This window comes from Cytobacillus sp. FSL W8-0315, assembly GCF_038002905.1.
Classification (GTDB): domain Bacteria; phylum Bacillota; class Bacilli; order Bacillales; family Cytobacillaceae; genus Cytobacillus; species Cytobacillus pseudoceanisediminis.
This window is the reverse complement of record NZ_JBBOOC010000003.1, coordinates 181,918-206,888: the sequence shown is the minus strand read 5'-3', so window position 1 is coordinate 206,888 and position 24,971 is coordinate 181,918. Positions and strand designations below refer to the sequence as shown.

The 24,971-nt window shown below is 41.8% G+C and carries 27 protein-coding genes and 1 riboswitch; of the genes, 8 read left to right on the top strand and 19 right to left on the bottom strand.

From position 1 onward, the window contains the following. Positions 1-130: 130 nt before the first annotated feature. From cax to MKY20_RS26790, 3 genes are all read right to left on the bottom strand, one after another. Positions 131-1,192, bottom strand: coding sequence for a calcium/proton exchanger (gene cax, locus MKY20_RS26800; protein WP_009335736.1), 1,062 nt, complete (start codon positions 1,190-1,192; stop codon positions 131-133). 712 nt (positions 1,193-1,904) lie between these two features. Continuing rightward, positions 1,905-3,047, bottom strand: coding sequence for an acyl-CoA dehydrogenase family protein (locus MKY20_RS26795; RefSeq protein ID WP_251173963.1), 1,143 nt, complete (start codon positions 3,045-3,047; stop codon positions 1,905-1,907). Between the two features lie 144 nt (positions 3,048-3,191). After that, the gene (locus MKY20_RS26790; RefSeq protein WP_009335734.1) at positions 3,192-3,575 is read right to left on the bottom strand and encodes an OsmC family protein; all 384 of its coding nucleotides are present in this window, start codon (positions 3,573-3,575) and stop codon (positions 3,192-3,194) included. 160 nt (positions 3,576-3,735) lie between these two features. Between MKY20_RS26790 and MKY20_RS26785 the strand changes: the two genes are divergently transcribed. Further along, positions 3,736-4,914 carry an MFS transporter gene (locus MKY20_RS26785; RefSeq protein WP_009335733.1) on the top strand — a complete coding sequence of 393 codons (1,179 nt, stop codon included), beginning with the start codon at positions 3,736-3,738 and terminating at the stop codon, positions 4,912-4,914. Positions 4,915-5,277: 363 nt separating this feature from the next. Beyond that, positions 5,278-7,200, top strand: a complete 1,923-nt coding sequence (locus MKY20_RS26780) for a heavy metal translocating P-type ATPase (protein ID WP_251173964.1) — start codon at positions 5,278-5,280, stop codon at positions 7,198-7,200. Positions 7,201-7,608: 408 nt separating this feature from the next. On the opposite strand, the gene MKY20_RS26775 is transcribed toward MKY20_RS26780, so the two are convergent. Further along, positions 7,609-8,433: a YihY/virulence factor BrkB family protein gene (locus tag MKY20_RS26775; RefSeq protein WP_009334894.1), complete on the bottom strand. Its 825-nt coding sequence runs from the start codon at positions 8,431-8,433 to the stop codon at positions 7,609-7,611. Between the two features lie 19 nt (positions 8,434-8,452). Beyond that, positions 8,453-8,833: a YtxH domain-containing protein gene (locus MKY20_RS26770; protein ID WP_217025746.1), complete on the bottom strand. Its 381-nt coding sequence runs from the start codon at positions 8,831-8,833 to the stop codon at positions 8,453-8,455. A 250-nt stretch (positions 8,834-9,083) separates the two neighbouring features. On the opposite strand from MKY20_RS26770, the gene MKY20_RS26765 reads away from it, so the two are divergent. Next, positions 9,084-9,314: a DUF1128 domain-containing protein gene (locus MKY20_RS26765; protein WP_009334896.1), complete on the top strand. Its 231-nt coding sequence runs from the start codon at positions 9,084-9,086 to the stop codon at positions 9,312-9,314. Positions 9,315-9,611: 297 nt separating this feature from the next. Here the strand turns inward: MKY20_RS26765 and MKY20_RS26760 are convergent, their stop codons facing one another. The 4 genes from MKY20_RS26760 to MKY20_RS26745 form a co-directional block, all read right to left on the bottom strand. Then, positions 9,612-10,127, bottom strand: coding sequence for a type 1 glutamine amidotransferase domain-containing protein (locus tag MKY20_RS26760; protein WP_009334897.1), 516 nt, complete (start codon positions 10,125-10,127; stop codon positions 9,612-9,614). A gap of 83 nt (positions 10,128-10,210) precedes the next feature. Next, positions 10,211-10,960, bottom strand: coding sequence for a trehalose operon repressor (treR, locus tag MKY20_RS26755; protein WP_009334898.1), 750 nt, complete (start codon positions 10,958-10,960; stop codon positions 10,211-10,213). A 39-nt stretch (positions 10,961-10,999) separates the two neighbouring features. Continuing rightward, positions 11,000-11,989, bottom strand: a complete 990-nt coding sequence (locus MKY20_RS26750; protein WP_251173965.1) for a class I SAM-dependent methyltransferase — start codon at positions 11,987-11,989, stop codon at positions 11,000-11,002. After that, positions 11,986-13,287 carry an FAD-dependent oxidoreductase gene (locus tag MKY20_RS26745; RefSeq protein ID WP_341004413.1) on the bottom strand — a complete coding sequence of 434 codons (1,302 nt, stop codon included), beginning with the start codon at positions 13,285-13,287 and terminating at the stop codon, positions 11,986-11,988. The genes MKY20_RS26750 and MKY20_RS26745 overlap by 4 nt, the downstream gene beginning before the upstream one ends. Before the next feature lie 227 nt (positions 13,288-13,514). Here MKY20_RS26745 and mnmH point away from each other — a divergent pair, with 227 nt between their 5' ends. Both mnmH and MKY20_RS26735 read left to right on the top strand, forming a co-directional pair. Further along, complete coding sequence (gene mnmH / locus MKY20_RS26740) at positions 13,515-14,573, top strand: tRNA 2-selenouridine(34) synthase MnmH (RefSeq protein ID WP_251173967.1); 1,059 nt, start codon at positions 13,515-13,517, stop codon at positions 14,571-14,573. A gap of 180 nt (positions 14,574-14,753) precedes the next feature. After that, a complete protein-coding gene (locus MKY20_RS26735; RefSeq protein ID WP_048010430.1) occupies positions 14,754-15,077 on the top strand; it encodes a helix-turn-helix domain-containing protein in 324 nt (107 codons plus the stop codon). A gap of 289 nt (positions 15,078-15,366) precedes the next feature. Here MKY20_RS26735 and MKY20_RS26730 read toward each other — a convergent pair whose 3' ends face one another. The 7 genes from MKY20_RS26730 to tapA form a co-directional block, all read right to left on the bottom strand. After that, positions 15,367-15,513: an anti-repressor SinI family protein gene (locus MKY20_RS26730; RefSeq protein ID WP_019382411.1), complete on the bottom strand. Its 147-nt coding sequence runs from the start codon at positions 15,511-15,513 to the stop codon at positions 15,367-15,369. A 30-nt stretch (positions 15,514-15,543) separates the two neighbouring features. Further along, a riboswitch (cyclic di-GMP riboswitch) is annotated at positions 15,544-15,632 on the bottom strand. 168 nt (positions 15,633-15,800) lie between these two features. Further along, on the bottom strand, positions 15,801-16,067 hold the full coding sequence (locus MKY20_RS26725) for a hypothetical protein (protein ID WP_217025751.1): 267 nt from the start codon (positions 16,065-16,067) through the stop codon (positions 15,801-15,803). Between the two features lie 134 nt (positions 16,068-16,201). Next, complete coding sequence (locus MKY20_RS26720; RefSeq protein WP_251173968.1) at positions 16,202-16,408, bottom strand: DUF5658 family protein; 207 nt, start codon at positions 16,406-16,408, stop codon at positions 16,202-16,204. 111 nt (positions 16,409-16,519) lie between these two features. Beyond that, positions 16,520-17,230 (bottom strand): LPXTG cell wall anchor domain-containing protein, encoded by a 711-nt coding sequence (locus tag MKY20_RS26715; protein WP_251173969.1) that lies wholly within the window; start codon positions 17,228-17,230, stop codon positions 16,520-16,522. Positions 17,231-17,301: 71 nt separating this feature from the next. Then, positions 17,302-17,895, bottom strand: coding sequence for a CalY family protein (locus MKY20_RS26710; protein ID WP_341004403.1), 594 nt, complete (start codon positions 17,893-17,895; stop codon positions 17,302-17,304). 85 nt (positions 17,896-17,980) lie between these two features. Then, the gene (sipW, locus tag MKY20_RS26705; protein WP_251173971.1) at positions 17,981-18,559 is read right to left on the bottom strand and encodes a signal peptidase I SipW; all 579 of its coding nucleotides are present in this window, start codon (positions 18,557-18,559) and stop codon (positions 17,981-17,983) included. 1 nt (position 18,560) lies between these two features. After that, positions 18,561-19,400: an amyloid fiber anchoring/assembly protein TapA gene (tapA, locus tag MKY20_RS26700; RefSeq protein ID WP_341004435.1), complete on the bottom strand. Its 840-nt coding sequence runs from the start codon at positions 19,398-19,400 to the stop codon at positions 18,561-18,563. A 273-nt stretch (positions 19,401-19,673) separates the two neighbouring features. On the opposite strand from tapA, the gene MKY20_RS26695 reads away from it, so the two are divergent. Both MKY20_RS26695 and MKY20_RS26690 read left to right on the top strand, forming a co-directional pair. Then, complete coding sequence (locus MKY20_RS26695; RefSeq protein WP_019382417.1) at positions 19,674-20,015, top strand: helix-turn-helix domain-containing protein; 342 nt, start codon at positions 19,674-19,676, stop codon at positions 20,013-20,015. Beyond that, a complete protein-coding gene (locus MKY20_RS26690) occupies positions 20,016-20,627 on the top strand; it encodes a class D sortase (RefSeq protein WP_251173973.1) in 612 nt (203 codons plus the stop codon). Positions 20,628-20,841: 214 nt separating this feature from the next. On the opposite strand, the gene MKY20_RS26685 is transcribed toward MKY20_RS26690, so the two are convergent. The 3 genes from MKY20_RS26685 to MKY20_RS26675 form a co-directional block, all read right to left on the bottom strand. Then, positions 20,842-21,753 carry a pseudouridine-5'-phosphate glycosidase gene (locus tag MKY20_RS26685; RefSeq protein WP_019382419.1) on the bottom strand — a complete coding sequence of 304 codons (912 nt, stop codon included), beginning with the start codon at positions 21,751-21,753 and terminating at the stop codon, positions 20,842-20,844. Positions 21,754-21,767: 14 nt separating this feature from the next. Then, complete coding sequence (locus tag MKY20_RS26680; protein WP_009334911.1) at positions 21,768-22,865, bottom strand: carbohydrate kinase; 1,098 nt, start codon at positions 22,863-22,865, stop codon at positions 21,768-21,770. Positions 22,866-22,998: 133 nt separating this feature from the next. Continuing rightward, positions 22,999-24,384 carry an alanine/glycine:cation symporter family protein gene (locus MKY20_RS26675; RefSeq protein WP_009334912.1) on the bottom strand — a complete coding sequence of 462 codons (1,386 nt, stop codon included), beginning with the start codon at positions 24,382-24,384 and terminating at the stop codon, positions 22,999-23,001. Positions 24,385-24,542: 158 nt separating this feature from the next. Here MKY20_RS26675 and MKY20_RS26670 point away from each other — a divergent pair, with 158 nt between their 5' ends. Then, a complete protein-coding gene (locus MKY20_RS26670) occupies positions 24,543-24,971 on the top strand; it encodes a MarR family winged helix-turn-helix transcriptional regulator (RefSeq protein WP_019382422.1) in 429 nt (142 codons plus the stop codon).

The following is a 24,971-nucleotide window of genomic DNA, read 5'->3' as shown; positions in this document are numbered from 1 at the left end:
TGGTGATCAATGACTGAAAGCGAACAGAACCATTCTCTGAAAAACATAATCCTTTAAAAAAGTACTTAAATACCCATATAAATAACCGGCCCTGAGATTTTTTCAGAGCCGGTTTTCTGTTTGGTCATGACTATAAAAGATAAAATCCGATTCCCATTATAACGTAAGCTGCCAGCAGAGTGGCGCCTTCGAACCAATTGGTTTCCCCATCATTGCCAATGACAATCATAAGCAGCACCGCTGTCACCATGGCAATTAACTCAGGCAATGTAAAGACAAGAGGCATTGCAGCCGGGAACAGCAATGAAAGCAGTACAAGAACAGGTGCTACAAACATCGCAACCTGCAGCGTGGAACCAACAGCAATTTCAACAGCTATATCCATTTTATTTTTATAAGCCATAATGATGGCAGAAGCATGCTCAGCCGCATTTCCCACGATTGCCACAATGACCACCCCAATAAACAATTCCGTCCAGCCAAACGCTTCTCCAACTTCTTCGAAGGTGTGAACCAGATTCTCTGATACATAAGCAACCGCAATGGTAGAAATGGCAAGTACAGCAATGGCTTTTCCTTTGCTCCACTCCGGAGTTTCCTCCTCATGAGAGCTTCTGTCATCCTCTTTTGATTGATAAACGCCCCGGTGAGTGACCAGTTTGAAGAACAAAGCCGCTAAATAAAGAGCTATTAATATGACAGAGATGCCAATGCTGAAAGTTATCGTTTCAGCTTCATCCATGGTCATTGAAAAAACTTCAGGAATCACAAAAGCCACAATGACGGCAAACATCAGAAGTCCTGAGTTATGACGTGCATCATATACATTAAAGGACTGGGTCTTGTATTTAACTCCTCCAACGAAAAATGAAAGGCCGGCCACTAACAGTAAATTTCCCAATACGGACCCTGTCAGTGAGGCAAGAACAACACTAATCAGGCCGGCCTTTAAAGCAAAAATCGAAATGATCAGTTCAACCGCATTTCCAAAGGTGGCATTCAGCAGCCCTCCAATTCGGGGGCCGGTTACTATGGCAAGGCTTTCTGTCGCCCTTCCCATATAGCTGGCCAATGCGATAATGGTGATGCAGTAGATCACAAACAGCAAAATATTGGACCAGTGCATCAATGTTCCGATGACAGACAGGGGCACACCTGCAAACGCCAATACCATGAAAACTTTATTAGTCATATCTTTTTTCTCCTTACGTTTTAATATTTTTAGTATTGCCTGCTCATTCACGCCTATGTGATTATATGCAGTAAGTTTATGTAAAACGTTTCTTTCTCTTTAGCCGCTTTCGAAAAAATTCAAACTTGAAGCAGGATTTAGGCATTTTAAAAACAGGGAAGAAATTTAGCTTTTGCTGTCCGAACACAGGGCGACTTGGGACACAATCCACGGTTCTTCCTCTTCTCTTGTCCGAACTCGGGGCGACTTCCGACACAATTCACGGTTTTTCCTCTTCTCTTGTCTGAACTCGGGACGACTTCGGACACAATTCACGATTTCCCCTCTTTTTCTGTCCGAACATAGAGCGACTTCGGACTCAATCCACGGTTTTTCCTCTTCTCCTGTCCGAACATAGGGCAACTTCGGACACAATTCACGATTTCCCCTCTTTTTCTGTCCGAACATAGGGCGACTTCGGACTCAGTCCACGATATTTCTTCTTCTCCTGTCCGAACATGGAGCGGCTTCGGACAGAATTCAAGGTTTTCCCTTTTTTTCTTGTCTGAACTCAGGGAGACCCTAGGCCCAAACCACGACTTTTGCTGTCCGAACTTAACCGCTAATTCAGACATGAAGACAACAAAATACCCCAATCACCAGGCGATTGGGGCTACGATGAAATAAGTTTTTTAAATAATAACTAAAGCTGCTAAGAGAGCAGCCTTCCGGGTTACTTTATAGCTTTTTTTGCTAAGGCCAGAATGGTCATATCATCCATTGGCGGATTATGCAGGCCGGCACGCACATCCCTGTAATATCGCTGCAGAGGATTTTTTGCTGATAAACTGCGGGCACCTGCCACACGCATGGCTAAATCGACTACTGCTATGGCTGCGTTTGTTACAGCCAGCTTGACTGCTCCCAATTCAGGCTGCATCCTGCTTCTGGCTTCATCGTTTGCTTCATCCCATTTCTTTGCAACTGAATAGAGAAAATGGCGTGCTCTCATGAGTTCAAGCTCCATCTCGCCAATTTTTTGCTGAACATTTGGCAAATCAATGATTGCACCACTAATGCTGTTCGGGGAATAATTTTTGGCAAAGGTAATGGCATAATCTTGAGCCGCTTGTGCAATGCCTAAATAACAGGCCGGTATATGGAGAAGCCAGCCAGCCGCTCCTTTTTTTCCAGGCTGAAACAGCTCGACTAGCGCGTCCTGCTTCACTCTTACATTTTTTAAAAGAAGATCATGGCTCCCCGTTCCTCTCATGGCAATGCTGTCCCATGTTTCCTCTATTTCCAGGCCTTCGGAACTTCTCGGAATTAAAAAGTTTCCTATTTCCCCGCTTTCTTCAATCGTGGCGCTCACATTGAAGTAATCAAGCACAGGGGCCATGGTTGTAAAGCTTTTCCGGCCATTAATGATCCAAAAACCCTCTTCTTTTCTGGCAGAGGTAATTGGCTTTCCTCCCCTTGTAGGGCTGCCCGTCTGAGGTTCTGATGCACAGTTATTCATTAAAGCCCCCTTTTTTACTTCTTCACATAAAGCCCTAAATACGGATTCATCCCAGTTGTTTTTCTCGCCCAGGCTTTTGATAATGCCCATATGCCAGCCAATGGATAAGGCTGTGGAGCCATCTCCTTCAGCAATCTTTTCCTGGAGGCGCAGAAATTCAGAAAGGGAGATTTCCTTTCCTCCATATCGTCTGGGGACTGTTAATGATGTATATCCCGATTCTTTAAGTTCTTTTATATTTTCAAAGGGAAAAAGACCCTCTTCATCATTTTTGCCAGCTCTTGATAAAAACGTTTCCGAGAGTTTTTCCATGAGCTGGATTCTTGCTTCGGCTGTATATAAGTCTTGGAATTTCATTGCGGGGCACCTCACTTCTAATTTTCAATTCTTATTATTTTTATAGGAATTATTATACTATTTTTCAGTTACCCTTCACAAAGATACTGATGAAAAGCTTGCCTATAAAAAAAAGAAAGAGGCATCCTCTTCCTTGTTTGCGTTTTAAATAAGTTCAAATGTCTCTTCTATTTCAATGCTTCCTTCCACTGAGCGCACCATTGAACAATTTTTTCTAGTCAATTCCAATGCTTTGTGAAGTTTCGCTTCATTTAAGTCAGTTCCTTTTATGATGAAATGAATATGTACTTTCTCTACACGATCAGCGACTTCAGGATTTCTTTCCACATTGGTTTTTATTTCGATGTCTTCGAATTCCATGCGCATTTTTTTCATGATTTTCCTCAAAACACCCCCGCTGCACACAGCCAGCGAAGCGACAAGCAGCTGGTACGGTCTGAAGCCATGCTCTTCATCCCCGGCAACATCCAGGCGTCCAAATGGCAAATCGGTATAAAAGCCTGCTTCTTCCTTCATTTTAAATTCCATGGTATTCGCCCCTTTTTATCTTATTAATATTAGAGATTACACTATTTTATCTACAAACAAAAATATTATGACCAGCAACTTTCTCTTGCCAAGATTCTCTATTCCCGATACCATCATTTAGGAGACATTTATATTTCACGTCAGAAAATGAGGTTTTAATATGAATAAAGAAACAATGCGTTTTTGGATTCTCATCAGCATTGTGGCCATTTCAGGTTTCAGTCAGGGAATGCTGCTTCCTTTAATTGCAATTATTTTTGAAAATGACGGCATTTCCTCCAGCTTGAATGGTTTGAATGCAACAGGTTTATACATTGGGATCCTGCTCATCTCTCCTTTTATGGAATATCCATTGCGCAAATACGGCTACAAGCCTGTTATCATACTTGGAGGTTTATTAGTGGTGGTATCTCTCATCCTGTTTCCTCTCTGGAAATCATTTTGGTTTTGGTTCATTCTCCGGCTTTTAATCGGAATTGGCGACCATGCCCTGCACTTTGGCACACAAACATGGATCACATCCTTCTCACCTGAAAACAAGCGCGGCCGGAATATTTCATTATATGGACTTTTCTTCGGGGTGGGTTTTGCAGTAGGTCCATTAATGGCTCCGCTTGTCAAAATTAATGAAACCATGCCGTTTGTCCTTTCTTCCATACTATGTCTAATCGCCTGGCTGTTCTTATTTACATTGAAAAATGACTTCCCTGAACAGGCCATTGAAATCAACTCATTCAGGGAAACAATGAAACGTTTTTCAAAAGCCACAAAATATGGATGGGTTGCCTTCTTGCCTGCACTCGGCTATGGGTTCCTTGAAGCCTCCTTGAACGGCAGCTTCCCTATTTACGGCCTGCGCATAGGACTTGAGGTTTCAAGTGTTTCCCTTCTGCTCACTTCATTTGCAATCGGCGGAATCATATTCCAGCTTCCTTTAGGGATCATGAGTGATAAATTCGGCAGACGCAACGTATTAATGAGTGTTCTTTTTATCGGGTTTATCAGCTTCATCGCCGCAAGCATGCTCGAAGAATTGGTCTTTGCTCTAACAGTTTGCTTATTCATTGCCGGTATGGCAGTCGGATCAACCTTTTCACTTGGCATCACCTATATGGCAGACTTAATGCCTAAAAACCTGCTTCCAACCGGCAATCTCCTATGCGGAGTAGCATTTAGCATTGGCAGCCTGATTGGCCCCTATTTCGGCGGCCTTTTCATTGAATTATTCAAATCCATAAGCTTCTTCAATATTATCAGTGTCATGCTTTTGATTATCTTTGGTGCAGTCACATTGTTTGGGAATAAACAGCAGGTATTGGAAAAGAGCCAGTCATTCTAAGCATTGTAAAGCAGTTTAATATTGGTGCGGGGTTTTTAAATGCAAATTAAATTACTGAGTTGATTGGAGCGGAAAGCAAGTACCCGCAGCGGAAATCGACGTGCAAAATTCATAAGCTAAATAAATTTATTTAATTTTTATAGAGACCGTTTAACTTTCCTTTTCATAGGCTATATAGTAATATAAGAGTAATAGAATACAATATTTGCATAATGCTAGCTGGCATTACCTGATATGACTGGATTTTAACGCTGTCACCTAATTGGTGGCAGCTTTCGTCGTTTTTTAGGGGTATTGAATGTGATTATTCTTCTCAATAAGACAACTGAAAAAACTTTAAAATCATTTTTAGGAGGACAAACGATGAGTATGGAGGCAAAGGCTCTGCTTAAAAGCAGCACTGCATCTGAAGAAAATCTTTTAGAAAAAATCAAACCGCATGCTGAACTGATTGCCGCTCTTCTAAGCGGTGTATTGATTCTGGCAGGCTGGTTATTAGACCGAAGCAATATGGAGGCTGCATCGATTGCCTCTTATCTGCTTGCTTTCATTATAGGCGGCTTTGCGAAAGCAAAAGAAGGTATTGAAGAGACCATTGAGAATAAAGAACTGAATGTTGAAATGCTGATGATTTTTGCTGCGATCGGGTCAGCCATTATCGGGTATTGGACAGAAGGTGCAATCCTGATATTCATCTTCGCCGTCAGCGGCGCTTTAGAAACATACACCATGAACAAGAGCCATAAAGAAATCTCTTCCCTCATGGAACTTCAGCCGGAAGAAGCCCTGAGGATCATAGATGGGGCCGAGGAACGTGTGCATGTTTCTGAGCTGAAGATTGGGGATTTAATCCTGGTGAAACCAGGTGAACGTGTTCCATCAGATGGAACGATTGTAAAAGGCCATTCCTCATTGGACGAGGCAGCCATCACGGGTGAATCACTGCCAGTTTCCAAAGGTGCAGATGACCAGGTATTTGCCGGTACTGTGAATCTGAACGGATCGATTACCGTTGAAATAACAAAACCAAATAATGAAACTCTTTTTCAAAAAATCATTGAGCTGGTCCAATCTGCCCAAAGCGAGAAATCTCCTTCACAGCTTTTCATTGAAAAGTTTGAAGGAACCTATGTCAAAGTGGTTTTGGCTGTTGTCGTTTTAATGATGTTTGCTCCTCACTTTCTTTTAGGATGGAGCTGGACAGAAACCTTTTATCGGGCAATGATTCTGCTTGTCGTCGCTTCACCTTGTGCCCTGGTTGCATCGATCATGCCCGCAACCTTATCCGCTATTTCGAATGGTGCGAAACACGGCATTCTGTTTAAAGGAGGCGTGCACCTCGAAAACTTAAGCCATCTTAAGGCAATCGCCTTTGATAAAACCGGCACCCTGACAAAAGGAAAACCGGAAGTTACCGATGTAATAATCAAGGATGGTCTTTCCAGGGAAGATCTGCTTTTAAAGGTAGCTTCCATTGAGAGTCATTCAAACCACCCGCTTGCAAATGCCATAGTCAAATATGCTAAAGAAACACTATCAGAATCCCTTGTTCGTCCTGAAAGCATTGAAGATGTTACCGGATTTGGAGTCAAAGCCAAAGTTGATCAAGATGAATGGAAAATCGGCAAAGCCTCTTTTGTCGGTAAAACAGAGGCCAAGGCATTTGCAGAAGCTGCTGCCGATCGAATGGCAAGTGAAGGAAAGACTATTGTGTTTGTACAGAAAAATGATGAAGTAATCGGCCTTATTTCCCTCAAGGATGTTGTCCGCGAAGAGACGAAGCAGGCAATAGACCTATTGAAGCAGCAAGGGATTTACACCATCATGCTTACTGGAGACAGCCAGACCACGGCCGCAGCGATTGCCAGCGAAAGCCATGTGAATGAGCATATTGCCGAATGCCTGCCTGAAAACAAAGTGGAGCATTTAAAAAAGCTCAAAGAAAAATACAGCAATGTCGCCATGGTCGGTGACGGAATAAACGATGCCCCTGCCCTTGCAACGGCAAATGTCGGAATTGCCATGGGCGAAGGAACGGATGTAGCGCTTGAAACAGCTGATGTTGTCTTAATGAAAAATGACCTGCCAAAAATTGCCGAAGCCATTAAACTTTCAAGCCGAATGAATCGCATTATCAAACAAAATGTCATCTTTTCTATAACGGTCATTATGTTTTTAATTGCATCCAACTTCCTGCAGATACTTGACCTTCCTTATGGAGTAATCGGCCATGAAGGGTCTACCATTTTAGTTATTTTAAATAGCCTGAGGTTATTGAGATCATAAGAAAAAAGCCTGGGAACTCAGTTTCCCAGGCTTTTATTATGTCTGGCGCAAGCAGCCTGCCCCCTCGAGTACACAAACCAATCCTGCCACAAAGGCAAAGGACGCCTTTCAGGCTCGTCTTGTGCTTGGGGCCCCCAGGATGGGGGTCATGCAGACGTTTCCACAGGTCGTGGTGTCCTTAGTCCTGCGGTCCTGCGTGATAAGGCGCTTACGCCTTTCTTTTTAATGGTAGCCGTTCTGCCCGTTAGCAGATCCGGATGTTTTTTGTTTAGGTTTATTTTTGCCTTTTTGCTTTGTGCCGCCGTCTTTTTTCGTGTGTTTTGTCATTTCGATGCCCTCCTGAAAATTCATTTTCCCCCATTACTATTGTGCTACGGAGAGAATGTTTTTAAGAAGGAAACTTTTTCATCAGCAATCCTCTTTATTAATCTTAGAATTGATGGCATTGATTTCCCCGCCAAGAATGATGATAATGCCGGATATGTAAAACCAGATCATAAGCACGATAATGGCCCCAATGCTTCCATATGTCGCGGAAAAATTGCCGAAGCTGCTGACATAGTATGAAAAGGCAAGTGATGACAGCACCCAGCCGGCTGTTGCAAAAATGGCACCAGGTACAACACTTATACACTTTAATTTTTTATTTGGGGCAATCCAGTATAACCCTGTAAACACCACAAAGAGAATGAATGGACTCACTAACCAGCGGACCATATTCCATATCGCCAGAAATTGGCCTGACAAACCAAATTCTGAAGAAATAAACAAACCAATCTGTCTTCCGAAAACAGGAAGGAGCAATGCCAGTACAAACACAAAAATCATGGCAAACGTCAGTAATATCGCCATCCCTCGTGCAATAATAAAATGACGGGTTTCCTTAACGTCATACGCCTTATTAAAAGCCTTCACCACGGCATTGATTCCATTTGAAGCTGACCAGAGCGTAGCGATGATCCCAAAGGAAAGCAGCTTTCCATTTCTTTGCGTAATTTCATAGATATTGCTTTCAATAAGCTTCATGGTCTCTCCTGGTGCAAAATCCCGAACAACATTTAAGATATCCTGCTGTGTGATCGGCAAATAAGGAACGAGTGTGACCAAGAAAATTAGCAGTGGAAAAAGAGAGAGGAGAAAGAAATACGCCAATTGGGCTGCAAGTCCAAACACGTCATCCTCTTCTACTCTCCTCCATAAGTTTGGAATCAGAGCCGAAAAAGTTCGTCCCATTCCAACACCTCACTTGTTTTTAATGCGGAATCTGAACTGAATCGTCAGCAGATTTTTCCGGCAGTTCACTTGATCCCTTCAGCTTAATATCTGAAAAGGCCTGCTTTGTATTCTGGACAATCTGTGTTACTTCCGGTGCCATTTCTCTTATTTCTTCCACTGTTCCAGTAATAAAAGCAACGTCTTCACTTACTTGGTCAATCGCTGTTTTGACCTTGTTGGAAACATCCTTCACCTGATTAACTGCTTCACTTGGGTGCTTTAAGTAATAGCCGACATTGCTGGACGTTTTCCGGCAATTTTCAAAAACGGTTTCCCTTGTAGATTTGTCAAGAAGGCTTAGCGCACCGCCTGCAAGTGCTCCATATAGTACGCCTTTCCAAAACAATGATTTCCCCATATTTTATTCTCCTTTAGCAAAATTATTATATGAAAATTTGATTCAATTTTTCCCTTTTTTCCGGCTGACGAAACCTGACTCGTCCATTTCTTGTATTATCTTATGTGATTTGTACAAACTTTCTCCTTTATTTTCTACTAATTTCCATGGTACATGCAAGCCTAATTTATATTGACAATTTATTGAGAACATGGAAAGATGAAAAGAATACGAAGATTCGTGAATACATAGTGATGAGAGGGTGTTGGGAATGAATAATTTGTCAGAGAAATCGGTTGAGAATGTGGAGTTTATGATTGAGGCGATTAAGGAAAAGCTGAAGGTTTTAAACTTAGGTGCTATAAAGCCTTCCCACTTTGATGAGGAAATGTATGAGGAATTGAAGGATATTTATGATCTTGTTATGAAGAAGGATTCTTTTAGCCCGAATGAAATGCAGGCTTTGGTGGAAGAGCTGGGGAGTTTGAGGAAGAATAAATAATTATTGGAGCAGCCTATTGATGGCTGCTTTTTTTGATGGGTTGTACCCTTTAAACATAATGTGCAGCTGTTGATATGGGTGCTGATTTCCACTGCAGGCACTCGCTTTCCACGGGGCTACCGCGAGCCTCCTCGGCGTGACCGCCTGCGGGGTCTCCCCTGGTTCGCTACTCCCGTAGGAGTCTCGTACCTTTCGCTCCAATCAGCACAGTTATTTAACAATTATACGGAATCAAAACCCATATTAAGTGTATATATTAAGCCCTCTACCAACTAAGGCAGAGGGCTGTCAATTTTATTAACCTAACAACTTAAGCGATTCACGTGTAAATGCCGGAATATCATCTGGCTGTCGGCTTGTTACTAACTGGTTTTGGCAGACGACGACTTCTGAGTCCTGGAATTTGGCTCCTGCGTATTCCATGTCGACTTGGATGGATTTATAGCCGGTTGCGTCGCGGCCTTCGAGTGTTTTAGCTGTCAGCAATAGCTGTGGTCCGTGGCAGATGGCGAATACTGGTTTCTTTTCGTCCATGAAGGATTTTGTAAATTGAACAAATCGGTCATCGGCACGAAGCTGGTCCGGTGAGAATCCGCCTGGCAGGAATAGTGCATCAAAGTCCTGCGGATTTACGTTATCAATACTTTGATCTATTTGAACAGTGGCTTCGCCCTGTTTTCCTTTAACAGATTTGCCTTGTTCCTTTTCAATTGTCACAACTTCATGGCCGGCTTCTTTAAATGCTTTGGCAGGTTCCGTGTATTCACTATCTTCGAACATCTCGGTAATTAAGCATGCGATTTTTTTACTCATTTATAACATCTCCTTTGAAAAATCTTCACATAAGGAGATTTCCCTGAATGGACAATCTTAAACGTAAAAAGGCATATTCACCTTTAAAATACCTGGCTGTCCATTCTTCTGGCAAAGTCAACAAACCTGAATTTGTCGGGTCTGTGCCTGGATTCTGTGTATTGAAAAAGGGTGGCATCGTCAAAGTAGATATAATTTTTCACCACGACAATGGCATGGAACCCTTCCATATCAAGGAGCCTGCGGTCTTCAGCAGTTGGTTCTTCCACAGTAAATTCCTTTTTGGCAAAACTGATTTTTTTCCCGAGTTCGCCCTCAATGTAGGCAAAAATAGAGCTCTGGCATATTTCTTTGTTCAAGCCCGGGACATATTTCTCAATTAAAAAATCCTTGTCCAAAATAATCCGCTCATCTTCAATCTTCCGGACACGATACACTTTCCATACCTTTTCACTTTTATCAATATGGAGATGCTTCATCTTTTCTGCATCAGGCTGAATAAGTGAAAATTCGTCCACAATCGTTTCGGCACGCTGACCCATCTTCCCGGCCAGCTCTTTAAAGCTGACCAGACCCGATATGGGGAACTGAAGCTTTTTTAAATCAAGGACCAGCGAGCCTTTCCCGCGGATTTTCTGGATAAAGCCGTTTTGCGCAAGCAAATTCAACGCTTTTCGGATGGTTTCCCTTGAAGTGGAATACATCTCCGTCAATTCATGTTCAGATGGCAGAATGGATCTGGCGGGATACTTGCCTTCCTGAATTTGCTGGGCAAGCTCCTCATAAATCACTAGGTATTTATTATTTCTCATTTCAATCACCATTTCAGTCATGTTTTACACCATTCTACCATTTATCTAGCTTGCTTTCATTTACCTGTTGGACAGCTGGATAAAATACCATCCGCCTTCGGTTACGACCGGCTTGAAGGTTTTTACTTTCAGCTTCAGCTCTTTAGCGATTTGATGTATATCCTCCTCGGTCGGGGTAGGATAGAGATTTTCAAATGCAGAGAAGAAGCTGTTAAAAACACTTGAAAACTCTTCCCCTTTTTTCGAATGAAGAATGGGCGTGATAATAGTTATGGATCCTTTTCGGCTAAGCCAGCCTTTCAAGCGGAATAGCAGCTGCTTGCGATCCTCCGGCTGGATATAGTGCAGTAAGTTATTGACCATAATTAAATCAGCCTGATGCTCAGGTGAGTATTCATGGACATCCGCTGTGACAATTTTAATGTTGGGAATATCTTTGCAATTGGTTCTGGCGGAATCTGCCACCTCTTCATTCATTTCAATGCCTGCCAGTTTTGCCTGCGGGAACTTTTGGCTGATTCTGCTTAAATAGCCGCCTTCCCCGCACCCAATGTCGATGATCCTTTCCATTTTGTTTTTCTTAATGGTTTTCATCAGACGCGGCAATGCAAGCTGTTCAAGCAGTGACGAGGTTCTCGCTACGGTAGGTCCATGCTCTTCATGGTCAAAAGTGTTTTTCTTATTGGAACGGAGCAGTTCTGGATAAGAGAGTAAAGTCGGGATATGCAATTCCATCATTTCCTTCAGGATGATTCCTGTAGATCGGGGGTTTTTCGGCGTAGATGGAAGACTGAATTTAGATGCTGTCTTAATTTTATCCTTCCCTTTCTTTTTCAAATGACGGATCGAAAGCCCCACCTCCACCCACCTTAAAAGCAGCTCCTCCTGAAGATTTTTGCTTGATGCCACCTCTTTTACCGTTTTCCAGCTGCGGAACTGGGAAAAAAGGTCAAGCTCGAAGCCTACGTATGCGTGCCAGCTATATAAAAACGGCTGGTTCTTTTTCATCCAATTTCGTGCTTTTAGTAATCTCACATATTCATTTATCATGGCTGTTCAACCTTCTTCCAGGGATAGTCATCTTTTTCTGTATAAAAGTAATCGCTTTTAACGGCAGCTGATAATTCTGTTCTTCTTGCCGGCAGCATTCCTGCCTGAATCAATCGATCCCACAGGCTCTCTGACCAATATCCAAGGCCTGAAACATTCAGCATTTGCTTATATTGCAATGTTTTATCTCTTTCAATCTGCTTCAGGCCATTGCGGCGTATTCCAGTAATAACCCGGTTGGAATAGGAATAGGCTATGGCCGATAAATGGCTGAGGCTGATCATGTTTTCAGCGCGGGGCTTCCGGACTTTTTCATACCATTTAAGCTTGTCCGGCGAAATTCTTCCGCTCGCATACATCTCTGCAAGCAATTCACCAAGCACATCCGCATCCTGAATCGCCATATTCATCCCTTCACCTGCCATCGGATGGACCGTATGGGCTGCATCCCCCAAGATAGCGAGCTTTCCATCCACATATTTATCTGCATAAAAGGCTGTCGGAATCATCAGCTGAATATCCTTCCAATTTTCCAGCCTGGTCACATACCCCTCCAATTCCGGAAAAAGCTCTAAATAGTTTTTATGGAAATGGTGAATTCCTTTTTTGAGATGTTCCTTATAAGTGCCCTCCGGAATTAAATAGACAGACCGTACTTTCGCATCCGGCAGCGGAAATAATCCGAGAAACCGTTCACCCTTAGAAATGATCTTCCCTTCCTCCAATGATTGAGGCCGGGGGAAAGTAACAGTTAAAAATTGATGATTGTACTCAATCTTTTTAATCTTGCTATTCATTACTTTTCTTGTTATGGAATTCCTTCCCTCAGCACCTATAAAAAAGTCAGCCTTCACCGTCAGCTGCTCCTTTAAATTCTTCCGCTCAACCATTAATTCGCCATTTTCATAGCCTTTTGCCAGGGTCCCTGACAAGTAATGAAAGTTTGGATATTGAAGCGCCTGTTTGAGGAGGATTCCTTTCAGCCTTTCATGCTCGATCATGAGTGAGTATTTATAATCTCCCGGCAGAATGCTGTAATCCATGGCAAACTCTTTTTCCCCTTCCTTAAACGCAATTCGGGAAAATGAAAAGCCATTCTCGCGGATTACATCCAAAGCATCAAGCCGCTTAAAAATTTTCAGGCTCTTCGGCTGCAGGAGTTCTCCCTTATAAACGGAAGATGGGGCATCCAGTTTCTCCAGAACGAGGACATCAATATTGGCTTGGGCCAGCTTCAATCCAAGCGTCAAGCCGCCAATCCCTCCGCCCACAATTGCAACCGCTGTATTCAAGGACATGTTTCCACCACCTTTGCCTTTTATTTAACCTCCTTTTTAAAAAGCAAAACCAATGGATATGCTGATATTACAATGTCTGGAAAAAATTATTAGAACAAACTTTTAAAAATAGGAGTATGATTGTGGGAGACACCTATATTTTCAAAATCCTGTATAATAGAGAGAGTAAAATCAATTAACGTTCCTTTTCGGACGATATATAGCATTATTTTTTGGAGGCAATAATAATGAGAGAAATAGCAGTCGAACAATATATCCAAATGGACAACGCAGTTCCGGTCGATGTCAGGTCTCCAATTGAATTTGAGGAGTGCAGCATTCCCGGTGCTGTCAATGTTCCGCTTTTCACCAATGAAGAGCGTGTGGAAATCGGAACACTATATAAGAGAGAAGGTTCTGATGCGGCTAAGTGGAGAGCGATGGAAATCGTTTCACCTAAAATTCCGTCCATGATGCAGAAAATCAGAGACCTGAAAAATGATGGCTTACAGCCTGTCATTTACTGCTGGCGCGGCGGCATGCGCAGTAAAGCGGTCACCACATTTATAACGTATGCAGGCGTTTCAATCCCCCGTTTAATTGGGGGCTATAGAGCGTACCGTCAATATATTCTTGAAAACACAGCAGACTTGATTCCTGAAAAAGCAGTTGTTCTGCACGGAATGACCGGCGTCGGGAAAACGGATGTGCTGAAGGTATTAAGCGAAAAAGGATATCCTGTTATTGACCTTGAAGAAATGGCAGGACATCGCGGTTCAATCTTCGGATCCTTTGGCATGGGAGACGGCAGCACACAAAAAACATTTGATGCACTATTGTATCAATCCCTTTCTGAGGTTAAAGGTTCCCCTTATATTATTATGGAAGCTGAAAGCAAGCGAATAGGAAAGGCTGTTCAGCCGGACGAGCTTCTTGATACCAAAAAAACTGGTATTCATATTGATATGTTTGCCAGCATGGAGTCCCGTGTGCAGCGTATCCTCCGTGACTATGTGGAACCTTATCAAAGAGAAGAATGGTTCAAGCCGAAAGTGGATGAAAGCCTTGTGTTTATTAAAAAACGTCTGAAAGATACTGAAATCCGCGAGCAGCTGGATGAATCAGCTGAAGCAGAAAACTACGAGCTATTTATAAAGCTTTTATTAGAACACTATTACGATCCGCGCTATGCTTTTAAACAGCATGACTATGAAGGCCAATTCCACCACGTAAATGCGGATGATGTGGAAGCTGCTGCACAGCAAATTATTCACATTATTGAAAACCAAAATGCTCCCGTCCTCTGACGCGGAGCATTACTTTTTGCGAGCGACAAAAGATATATTTTTATAAATCACAGATAACTAACTATTTAAACCGGTTGACACTGTGGTATGATGGTAATAATATTGAACAAATCGTTCTTAATATGGAACTAGATATATGATATAATCCTATTACATACAAAATAAGGTGTGTGGTATACGATGATCGGTGATCGTGTAAAAAAACTTCGCCAGGAAAAGAAAATGTCCTTATCCGAGCTTGCCGACCAGGCCGGTGTGGCAAAATCATATTTAAGCTCGCTTGAGCGCAATCTGCAAACTAATCCATCGATTCAATTTCTTGAGAAAATCGCAGGTGTTCTGAATGTTCCCGTGGACCATCTGATCCATGAGCAGATCAACAAGGAAGACCTCGATTCAGAATGGATGAAAATTGTAAAGGAAGCGATGGAGTCTGGTGTTTCTAAGGAGCAATTTCGGGAGTTTTTGGATTTTAATAAGTGGAGAAGCGGACAAAAATCATAGATGCAATGAGCCTGAAGGTACAGGCTTATTTTTTTTGCAAAATTAGGATCCTTTCTCATAGTGTGTTGTTTTTGCTTATTATTCTGCCCGTTGATTTCCGCTGCGGGAACTTGCTTTCCGCGGGGAGGAACGGGAGCCTCCCGCAGGAGTCAAGTCCCCTCCGCTCCAATCAACTCAGTAAATTAAATCAATTTATTAAATAGCAACAAACTTTACGAAAACAGCCAAAATAAAAAGCATTTCCGTATATAGAGATACCTCTAACAGAAATACTTAGCAATACCGGATATTAGGCTTCCATCAGAAGCTCTTTGGCTTTGTTATTATGTAAAAACTCTCTAATTTCTTCCTTTTGCAGGCCTAGGTTCTTTGCTTCCATAATTAACTGCAGCCACTCCAAATCAATTCCTTCGACCTTTACATTTTGCTCCGTCAAAATTCTTCCCCCCAGGATACATATCGTATTCCAGGCAACCCAGCCATCGTAGTATCATCCAATACCTTAGACCCGTGACTTTGCGTCCTCATCTTTCAATGAGTTTGCCTTTTTCTGCGCCTATCGGCTCAAAGAAATTTTTACCATAAATGTATTCTACTATGGCCGTATTGCTAACGTTGTCAGATTTTGTAATTTTTATTAATTATTTTAATATTAAATTAATTTGATTTTCGACAAATTTCTAATTGATCTAGGTTCTTTTGATTACCTGTACCCCTCATCTTTTAAAGGAAGTTGTTATTAATGGTCGAACTCTTTTTTGAGTAGTAGGAAAGTCCGATTCTTTTTCTGAAATTTTTGCTGATTTGTTTTATTGAATCGGTATGCGGATTTATACATTTTTTAAAGGTCGTGTGGACTGGTTCGAGGGTCATAGCATTCAGAAAGACTTCATCCGTTAAATTAGATCCGCATATCGGGCATAGCCAGTCACCCGATTCACTGCTGCTGTATGAAGGCTTGTGGCATTTATTGCAGTTCTTTCGGTACATTTTCAGCCTCCTTATTTGACTAAGAATAGTATTTTTACTCTATCGGTTATTAAGATAGATCTTCATAAATCCATAAAACATGAAGTACTAATATGAATGAATAAAAATAAGCTGCACCTCTTCTTTACCTTGGTTTACGTTGGAAAATTAGTCGAAGTTGAGTTTAGAATTAAAAAGCCTGAAAAAACAGCTTTAACAGAAAGAAATAATAGGGGTTCTATAGTATATAGAAAATCCATTATTAGATTCACTTCTTCAATCAGCCATAGTCTAATTCCAAAGAACGTCAAGAGACTATCCAGAAGATTAATGAAGGCAAGATACTGCAGATTTTTTTTCATAAGTTCACCGCTTAATGAGCAGCTATTTGATTATATTCATTAATTGCTTAAATAAGTTCTAAACACGAATTAAAATTAAGGCCTTAAAGAATCAGTTCCTCAGGCCTTAATCTAAGTATCACTCCGAAGCCTTCTATAACGCCATAATAAAATTACGCTTCCAGTACTTAAAAATAGTGCACCAATAAGTAATAAATTATAATTATTAGTTGCGGTATTTGGGAGCTTATTCACTTTCTCTGGAATTACCGTGGCATCTGTTGATGGTGGTGAAGTATTAGTTCCCCCTCCAGAATTATTATCTCCTGATCCGGGAGTCTCGTTGTCGGTTCCAGAATCACCTGTTGCTTCCGCAAGAAAAATGATTTCAACCTCTGCGGCGGAATTTTGAAATTCATTTCCCAAATGCTCTGGCATTGTTACTTGGAAAAATAAAGTTTCTTCTGTCCCCTTCCCTAATTCTCTGGGAGAGAAGCCTTTAAAATCCTTAAGTTTTCCTTCGTAAAGCATCTTTGTATCTTTCTTAACCTCAAGCTCTAATTCCTCAAAAAGTCCTTTAATAGACTTCGATTTTCCAATGTTAGAAGTATATTTAAAATCTTGATTGCCATCATTTTTTATCGTTATATTTCGCGGCATCCAGTCGCCTGGTTTTAGGTTTTCTACTTTAAATAGGTATCTATTTGAGTTATCTAAGTTCGTATTAATATCAATTTCCTTGTCCAGTGCTATTGCAGTTTTGTTTCCAAAAACAATTAAGAAAACAAAGCTATATATAATAAATATTTTTATAGGTTTTGCCAGCAAACTTTTAACTTTCATGGCATTCCCTCACAACGATAGATTTAACAAAAGGCGGGAAATTAATTCCCACCCTTTGTTCTGAAAAATAATTATCTTGCAACACCAGCGCCTTGCTTACCGTCAAATGTCCATTTCAGTTCTAAAGAATCTCCTTGGAATTCGTTTTGATCAGCATTGTTTTCTACAAACTCATATTGTACATAAAGAGTATCAGAAGTGCCTGCTGCTAAATTTCCTCCATTTTCTGCAAACCAACCACTCCAGAAGTTTCCAGCAATTACATCAGGGCTTGAATTTTTCAGATCATAAAGTGTTGTTGACCAAATTGGCGCGTCTAATTTATCAGCATTTATTAAGAAATTTACACGGATATGTTTCCCAAGATCATCCCCATTATTTCCATTTGCATCATTAATTTTATAATCAGTCATTAAATCAATTGTAGCTATATCCAAGGTACCACCATTAACTAATTTGAATGAGCGGAGCATAGTATCTCCTGGTTTAATATTATTTACATCAATAATAGTTGTTGGACTTACACTTAAATCCAATGTTCCAGCTGCAAATTTAGCAGTGGCTTCTGCACTGTCACTAAAATATGCAAATGTCCCCCCACCAACTAATGAAATACCTAAAGCTGCTGATGCAATTCCCATACCTAATTTTTTCTTAAGATTCATAATAAAGCTTCCTCCTCTTACCCCTTTTTGGGTATGTATAATTTTATATATTGACCCCTGTATTTCTATAGGGAGTTCAACCAAATTAAGCTGTTTTTTCTTCTGAATCCGTTTTGCTGCTTTTAGGATCAATTTCTCTTATAGTCTGGAAGATGCTAAATGCTGCATACCCCAGGAGCAGTAAGCCAGGGCCAATAAGCAAGATGGCACTTCCTTCTTTCGATTGAGCAAAATCTATAAAATATCCCACATAAGGAATGGTGAAACCAGTATAAACAGCTCTTACATTTTCAGATAGCACAGGTTCCATGTCTGCAGTTTTGTTGTTATCTCCCTTTGTTTCATACATGACATGATCTCCGCTGCTGCTGACACCGATTACGCGGTGAGTAATTAATTTTTCTTCGCTTGCTTGGAATGTAATGACATCATCTTTCTTAAGAGACTTTCTTTCTTCAGAGCTAAGCGGCTTTACTGCAATAACAGATCCAGTTTGGAAGGTAGGCTCCATAGAGCCTGATAACACTGTCTTAAGCTGATATCCAAAGGCCTGCGGCTCTCCTCCTGATGCTTTGGAGGAGACCACTAGGATGGCCATTAAAATTAAATTAATGAATAGAACCGCTGTTATAATGTTGCTTATCATTTTCAATGCTTTTTTCAAGCTATTCACCTGCCTCATTTGTGCTTTCTTCAGAATTAACAGGAGCTTCTGAAGACTTAGCCTTGGTATCTTCCGGCTTTGATTCTTCTTTTGGTTTCTCTTGTGGCTTTTCTTCAACTTTAGGCTGTTCTACCTTCTGCTCTTCTTTTGGTTCTTCTGCTGGCTTTTGCTCAGGCTTCTCTTGAGGTTTATCTTTCGTTGGTTCAGCTGCTTCTTTGCCTGTTTCCTCTGTCTTATTGCTTACCTGTTCCTTGGCAGTCTCTTCTGTTACATCTGCCTTTTGTTCCGTTTTTTCTTCTTCCACATTGTCAGTCTTACCTGCATCTATGCTTACTGTTATAGCTTCACTCCACAGCTCCCCATTTCCAGGATGATCTTTGTGCTGATAGGCTTTAAACATATAGGATCCACTTTGCTGAGGAATAAAAGAAACTTCTATTATTTTTCCTTCTTTAATAGGAGCAAATGTCAGCACTTCACCAACAGGCTTTCCTTTCTTGGGGTTCCCTTTCTCAATGTAATAAATTTCATATGTTCCATTCGTTTTCATATCTGACCCTGTGTTTTGAATGGTTGCATATATCTTCTGCCCATCATACTTTTGTCCAACGAATTTTAGAGAGCTGCAATCCCATTCCCCATGCTTCTCACCTTTAGAGCACCCTGGCTCTTCTGTCTCCCAGGTACCGGCTTGAATGGTCCCAGTTACTGTGTCACTATCACTAAAATAGGCATTCGTCTGCCCAGTCAAAGTTGCCGACATCCCAATAAGCAGATACCAGGCAGCCACAAACTTAAATGCAAGCAATAGGATCTTATTCTTCTTCCCAAATTTTCTAATCCGTTTGTATCGTATAAGAACCCCCTCCTAGTGAGTTGATGTTCTTTGTTTTTGTTCGTTTCGTTCTTTTTATCGAACCGATAAGTCGAGTATAGTCCATCCGCCTTATTTTGAGAAATACCAAATTCAGCCGTAATTTCGTTTTAAAGAACGTTTTTCGTTCTTTTTCTAAGAATATCTCGAGAATTCTCACTATTTTGCATTTTTTATTGAACATTTTGTTCGTTATAATGAAAATGTCTTTACATTTTATGATAAGGGAGTATTATGCCTATGATAGGTAGCCGGATTAAAACCTTAAGAATCAAGAAAGGATACTCAATTAATGAGCTTTCTGAAAAAGCAGAGGTATCCAAATCGTACCTAAGCTATATTGAGAGAGGCATACAGGAGAACCCTTCATTGCAGGTTTTATCGCGAATCGCCAGGACACTGGATGCTAATCTTGAGGATCTGCTGGAAGAGAATAGAGAAGATATTACAGACTTGTCTAAGCTGGATGAGGAGTGGGTTTCCCTTGTCAAAGAAGCAATCAGGCAGGGAATTACGAAAGAGGATTTCGCTTATTATCTGGACTTTATTAAATTTAAGAAGTTGAATGGAGGTAATTCTTAATTGAAGGTTAAAAGCCGTTTGCTGCTATTAGCTGCCTCCTTCTTTATCTTAATCGGAGGCGGATTGGTCCTGTTCTCGCTGCAGGAAATGTACGCTCAAGAGAAGAAAACAAAGGATTCTTTAGCCCAGGCACAAGAAGGAATTCAGAACGAAGTAAACAAAGAAAGTAAAAGTGTTCTCCTAACAGAACAGCCAATAGATATATCCTTCGAGCAGGGTGAAGCTATTGGCATCTTAAGTATCCCCCGTTTAAAAGCAGAACTTCCCATTATAGAAGGAACAGATGAGGATGAGCTGGAAAAAGGGGTTGGCCACTACTCCACAACTGTACTTCCCGGGCAGCCCGATCAGATTTTATTGTCAGGGCATCGGGATACGGTCTTTCGAAGACTCGGCGAACTTGAAATCGGTGATATTTTTGAAGTCAGCATGCCATATGGTAAATTTACATATGAAATTACCGATTCTAAGATTGTTGATGCAGACGATACCACTGTGATCCGCTCCACCGCTCCTAACGAAATTCTCACTGTTTCCACCTGCTACCCCTTCTCATATGTGGGCAATGCACCATCCCGGTATATCCTGAATGCCAAAAGAATACAAAATTAAGAGGCACATTCCAAAGGAAGTGCCCTTTTTACTGCATATAGACAAACACCCTTCCCCCATATAAGACCCTGTACATATCATCTAATATATGGGTTCCAGAAGGGACAGATCCTGATGATCAATTTCTTAAGATTATTATTATATTTAGCCATCATCATCACAGCTATCATTCTATCAGTATAAAAAGCCAGACTCCCTAAGTCTGGCTTTCCCCTTACTTATTCAAACTAACAGCAATCTTAGAGCCCACTTCCGCATTATGCTTCACCAATGCAATGTTCGCTGTCAAGCTTCTTCCTTCTGTTAACTCCTTCACTTTACCTAGTAGGAATGGCGTTACTTTTTTGCCTGCGATATTGTTTTCTTTTGCTTCTTTAAGAGCAGTTTCAATAACATTTGTGATGAACGCTTCTTCCAGCGCATCTTTTTCAGGGATTGGGTTGGCAATGACAACGCCGCCTTTTAGGCCCAGTTCCCATTTTGTGCGGATCATTTCGGCTGCTTCTTCTGCATTATCCACCCGGTAGTTCACGCTGAACGGACTTGTGCGTGTATAAAAGGCAGGCAATACATCTGTTTCAAATCCAACGACCGGAACGCCGTGGGTTTCTAGATATTCGAGCGTTAACCCGATATCCAGGATGGATTTTGCACCTGCACAGATAACAGCAACATTGGTCATCGCAAGCTCCTGAAGGTCAGCCGAGATGTCCATTGTGGTTTCAGCTTCGCGGTGAACTCCGCCAATTCCGCCTGTTACAAACACTTCAATGCCGGCAAGCTCTGCACAGATCATGGTGGCTGCTACAGTTGTCGCACCATTTTTCTTTTTCGCTACCAAATATGGAAGGTCACGGCGGCTTGCTTTTTCCACGTCCTTGCTTTGGGCCAGGAACTCCAGTTCCTCATCTGACAGACCGATTTTAATTTTTCCGTTTAAAATGGCGATCGTTGCAGGAACAGCACCGTTTTTGCGGATGATTTCCTCTACCTCTTTTGCCGTCTGAACATTTTGCGGGTAGGGCATTCCATGTGAAATGATTGTGGACTCAAGGGCAACAACCGGTTTATTTGCTTTCTTTGCTTCTAACACTTCTTCTGAGTACTCAAGCCATTTTTCTAACATGATGTCACTTCTCCTTAGTCGAAATATTGTTTGAATGTTTCCTGCAAGCGTGTGTTGTTAAGATTAGGATTAACGGTTTCAAGGGACTGCAGAGCCAGCATGGAGCAGGACATGCCGATTTTGCAGGCATCCTCTGTGCTCAGGCCCTTTAAATGGGCAAAAATAATTCCTGATACAAGCGAATCACCTGCACCTGTCACATCGGCAATTTTCACCTTCGGAGGAAGCTGCACACCTGCTTCACCCCTGTTTGTAAAGTAGATCAGCCCTTTATCTCCCCGGCTGATAACGACTCTTTCAACGCCTTTTTTCATAATCTCCTGTGCCGCCTTAAAGAAGTCTCCTTCATTGCTGATCTCCATCCCCGTTAGTGCTTCTGCCTCATTTTGGTTGGCAATCAGCCAGGTAACACCCTTCAGATCATCCGGCAGATTTTTTATTTTTGGTGCAGAAACAGGAGTAATGCAAAGAGGAATGTTCTCTTCATAGCACCTTGTAATAATCTGTTCCAGAACCTTGGGCGGGAAGTTTGTATCGAGTATCACCATTTCGGATGATGCCAGGTAACCCCACTTTTTCTCGACAAATTCTCTGCTAACGCTTTCATAAATGGACATATCAGCGAGTGCTACAGCCATTTCTCCTTCATTATCGAGCACTGCGGTATAGGTACCGGTGGTGGACCCTGCCAGCGACTGTGAAGGAGTGACATCAGCAAAAGCTTTCGTATATTCAAGAAGCCATTCGCCTTCCGGATCATCTCCCACTACTGTCATCAAACCCACATCACAGCCCAGCCTGCCAAGGTTTTCAGCAATGTTGCGTGCCACTCCGCCACAGGATTGGGAGCTTTCTGCAGGGTTCGATGTTCCGTATTGGAGCTGCCCTGTTGTCTGGATTTTTCTGTCCACATTGGCGCCTCCAACACAAAGCACTTCTTTCTTTTGCGGCAGGATATAAGCTCTGCCAAGAATTTTCCCCTGCTTGGTCAGTGAAGAGATATAGCCGGCTACTGCGGACCTGGAAAGTCCCGTTTTTTCTGCCAGCTCGTTTTGGGCAATAAAAGGATCCTCTTTAATCAGCTGCAAAATCAATATTTCTTTATCATTCATAATTGACCAGCCCTGCCTTATTAAACTTTTGTCTATATTATAAACTTATGTCCATTTGTAACACAAGTGTTATTTTTCAAAAAATTTGCGAAGTTAATAAAAAAGCCTCCCGCCATAAGCGGAAGACCAAACTTTACGCAGCATTATCATCTTTTTTAATATCCTTTAAATAATATTTTTCTGAAGTGAAAAACTCGTTTTTCAGCTGTTTAACCTCTTTGCTTAGAAGGAGAACAGCAACGATGTTTGGTATCAAAATCATGGCAAGAGCCAGATCAAGGAACTGCCAGATTGTTTTCGCCGCTCCCACTGAGCCAAGAACAATGGCAGCAATGTAAACGACTTTAATGGCTTTTCCGGCAAATGAGCCAAATAGGAACTCTGCCATTTTGGATCCATAAAAGACTACGACAATGATCGTCGAAATGACAAAGAATACCAGGGATACAGCAACAAGAATACCTCCAAATGATCCAAAGTATTCCGTAAATGCCGCTGCTGTCAGGGCTGAAGGATCTTCCATTGCCCCTTCCCTTGTCCACACCCCGGAGGATAGGACAACAAATGCCGTTGCAGTACAAACAATCAGCGTATCAACAACGATTCCGATGATCGCCCAAAATCCCTGGCGCACCGGGTGATCGGTTGTGGCTGCAGCATGGGCAATCGGAGCGGTTCCGAGTCCTGCCTCATTGGAATATAATCCTCGAGCAAATCCCCAGCGAATGATTTCGCCAATTGCCGCTCCGGCAAATCCGCCCATTGCAGACATTGGCTGAAACGCATAAGTGAAGATTAATTCCAACACTTCAGGAAGTTTGCCAAGATTCATAAATAAGACTACTAACGCCGCACCTACATAAATGAGAGCCATAAACGGAACAAAGATTTCGGTCACCTTGCCGATTCTCTGAATCCCGCCAAAAACAACTAACGAAACAAGTACTGCTACAGCAATTCCTGTATAAAGGCCATCAATTTTAAATGTCTCGCCAACCGCAGCTGCTACTGCATTTCCCTGTACCATGATGCTTGGAATCAGTTCAATCATCAGCGCGAACGCAAAGATCACACCAAGCCACTTCATGTTAAGCCCCTTCGTCATATAATACATAGGGCCGCCCACATATTCTCCATCTTCATTTTTTTCTCTGTACTTAATGGCTAATACACTTTCCGAGAACTTGATGGCCATTCCAATGAGCGCAATGATCCACATCCAGAATACGGCACCTGGACCGCCAAACATGATGGCTGCCGGCACACCTACAATATTCGCGGCACCAATGGTAGAAGCAAGTGCTGAAGTGAGTGCCTGCAGCGGTGTAACGGTTCCTTTCCCCTTCGGCTTTTTAAACACACTTCCGAATGTTTGCTTAAAAATATATACCGGATAACGGAACTGGAAGAAACCAAGCAAAAAGGTTAAATACAGTCCTGTTCCGGCTAATAATAGGATGATGGGATATCCCCACAGCCATCCTGAAATATCTCCTACGGCTTCTAATAACTTATCCAAAAAAATTTCCCCCTTATTGTTGTGCACAGTTGCCCTTATTCTTCCATTCCCTTTTATTTGGCAGTTAAACACTTAGTTAGCAAAAGAATAGAAGAGGTGGACATTTTCGTAAATTTCATGTATAGTTAGCTAGGTAATTATTTTAAGCAGGTGAATACATGCACCCTAATCAAAGTGAATTTTTTCATTCTATTAACCAATTTACACGCCATTTTTCCAAAGTACTTAATGAAAGTTTAGTGCCGCTTGGTTTATACGCTGCTCAATGGACGATTATTTACCGTCTGAAAATTGGAGGCCCGAGCACTCAAAAAGAGATTTCTTCTTATCTTGGCGTTGAGGCTCCGACCATGACCAGGACATTGGCCCGTCTTGAGAAATCGGGCTGGATCACGAGAACGGCAGGAAAGGACAAACGTGAAAAATTGATTTCTCTGACTGATGCAGCCATCCAGGAATACGACAATTGGCTTGCTGCAGTAAGATCAAGTGAAAGCAATGTCCTGCAGAATATTACGGAAGAAGAAATCAGCACGATGATCACAATTATGGCAAAAATGAGAGAAAATATGGTACCAGGCACCTAG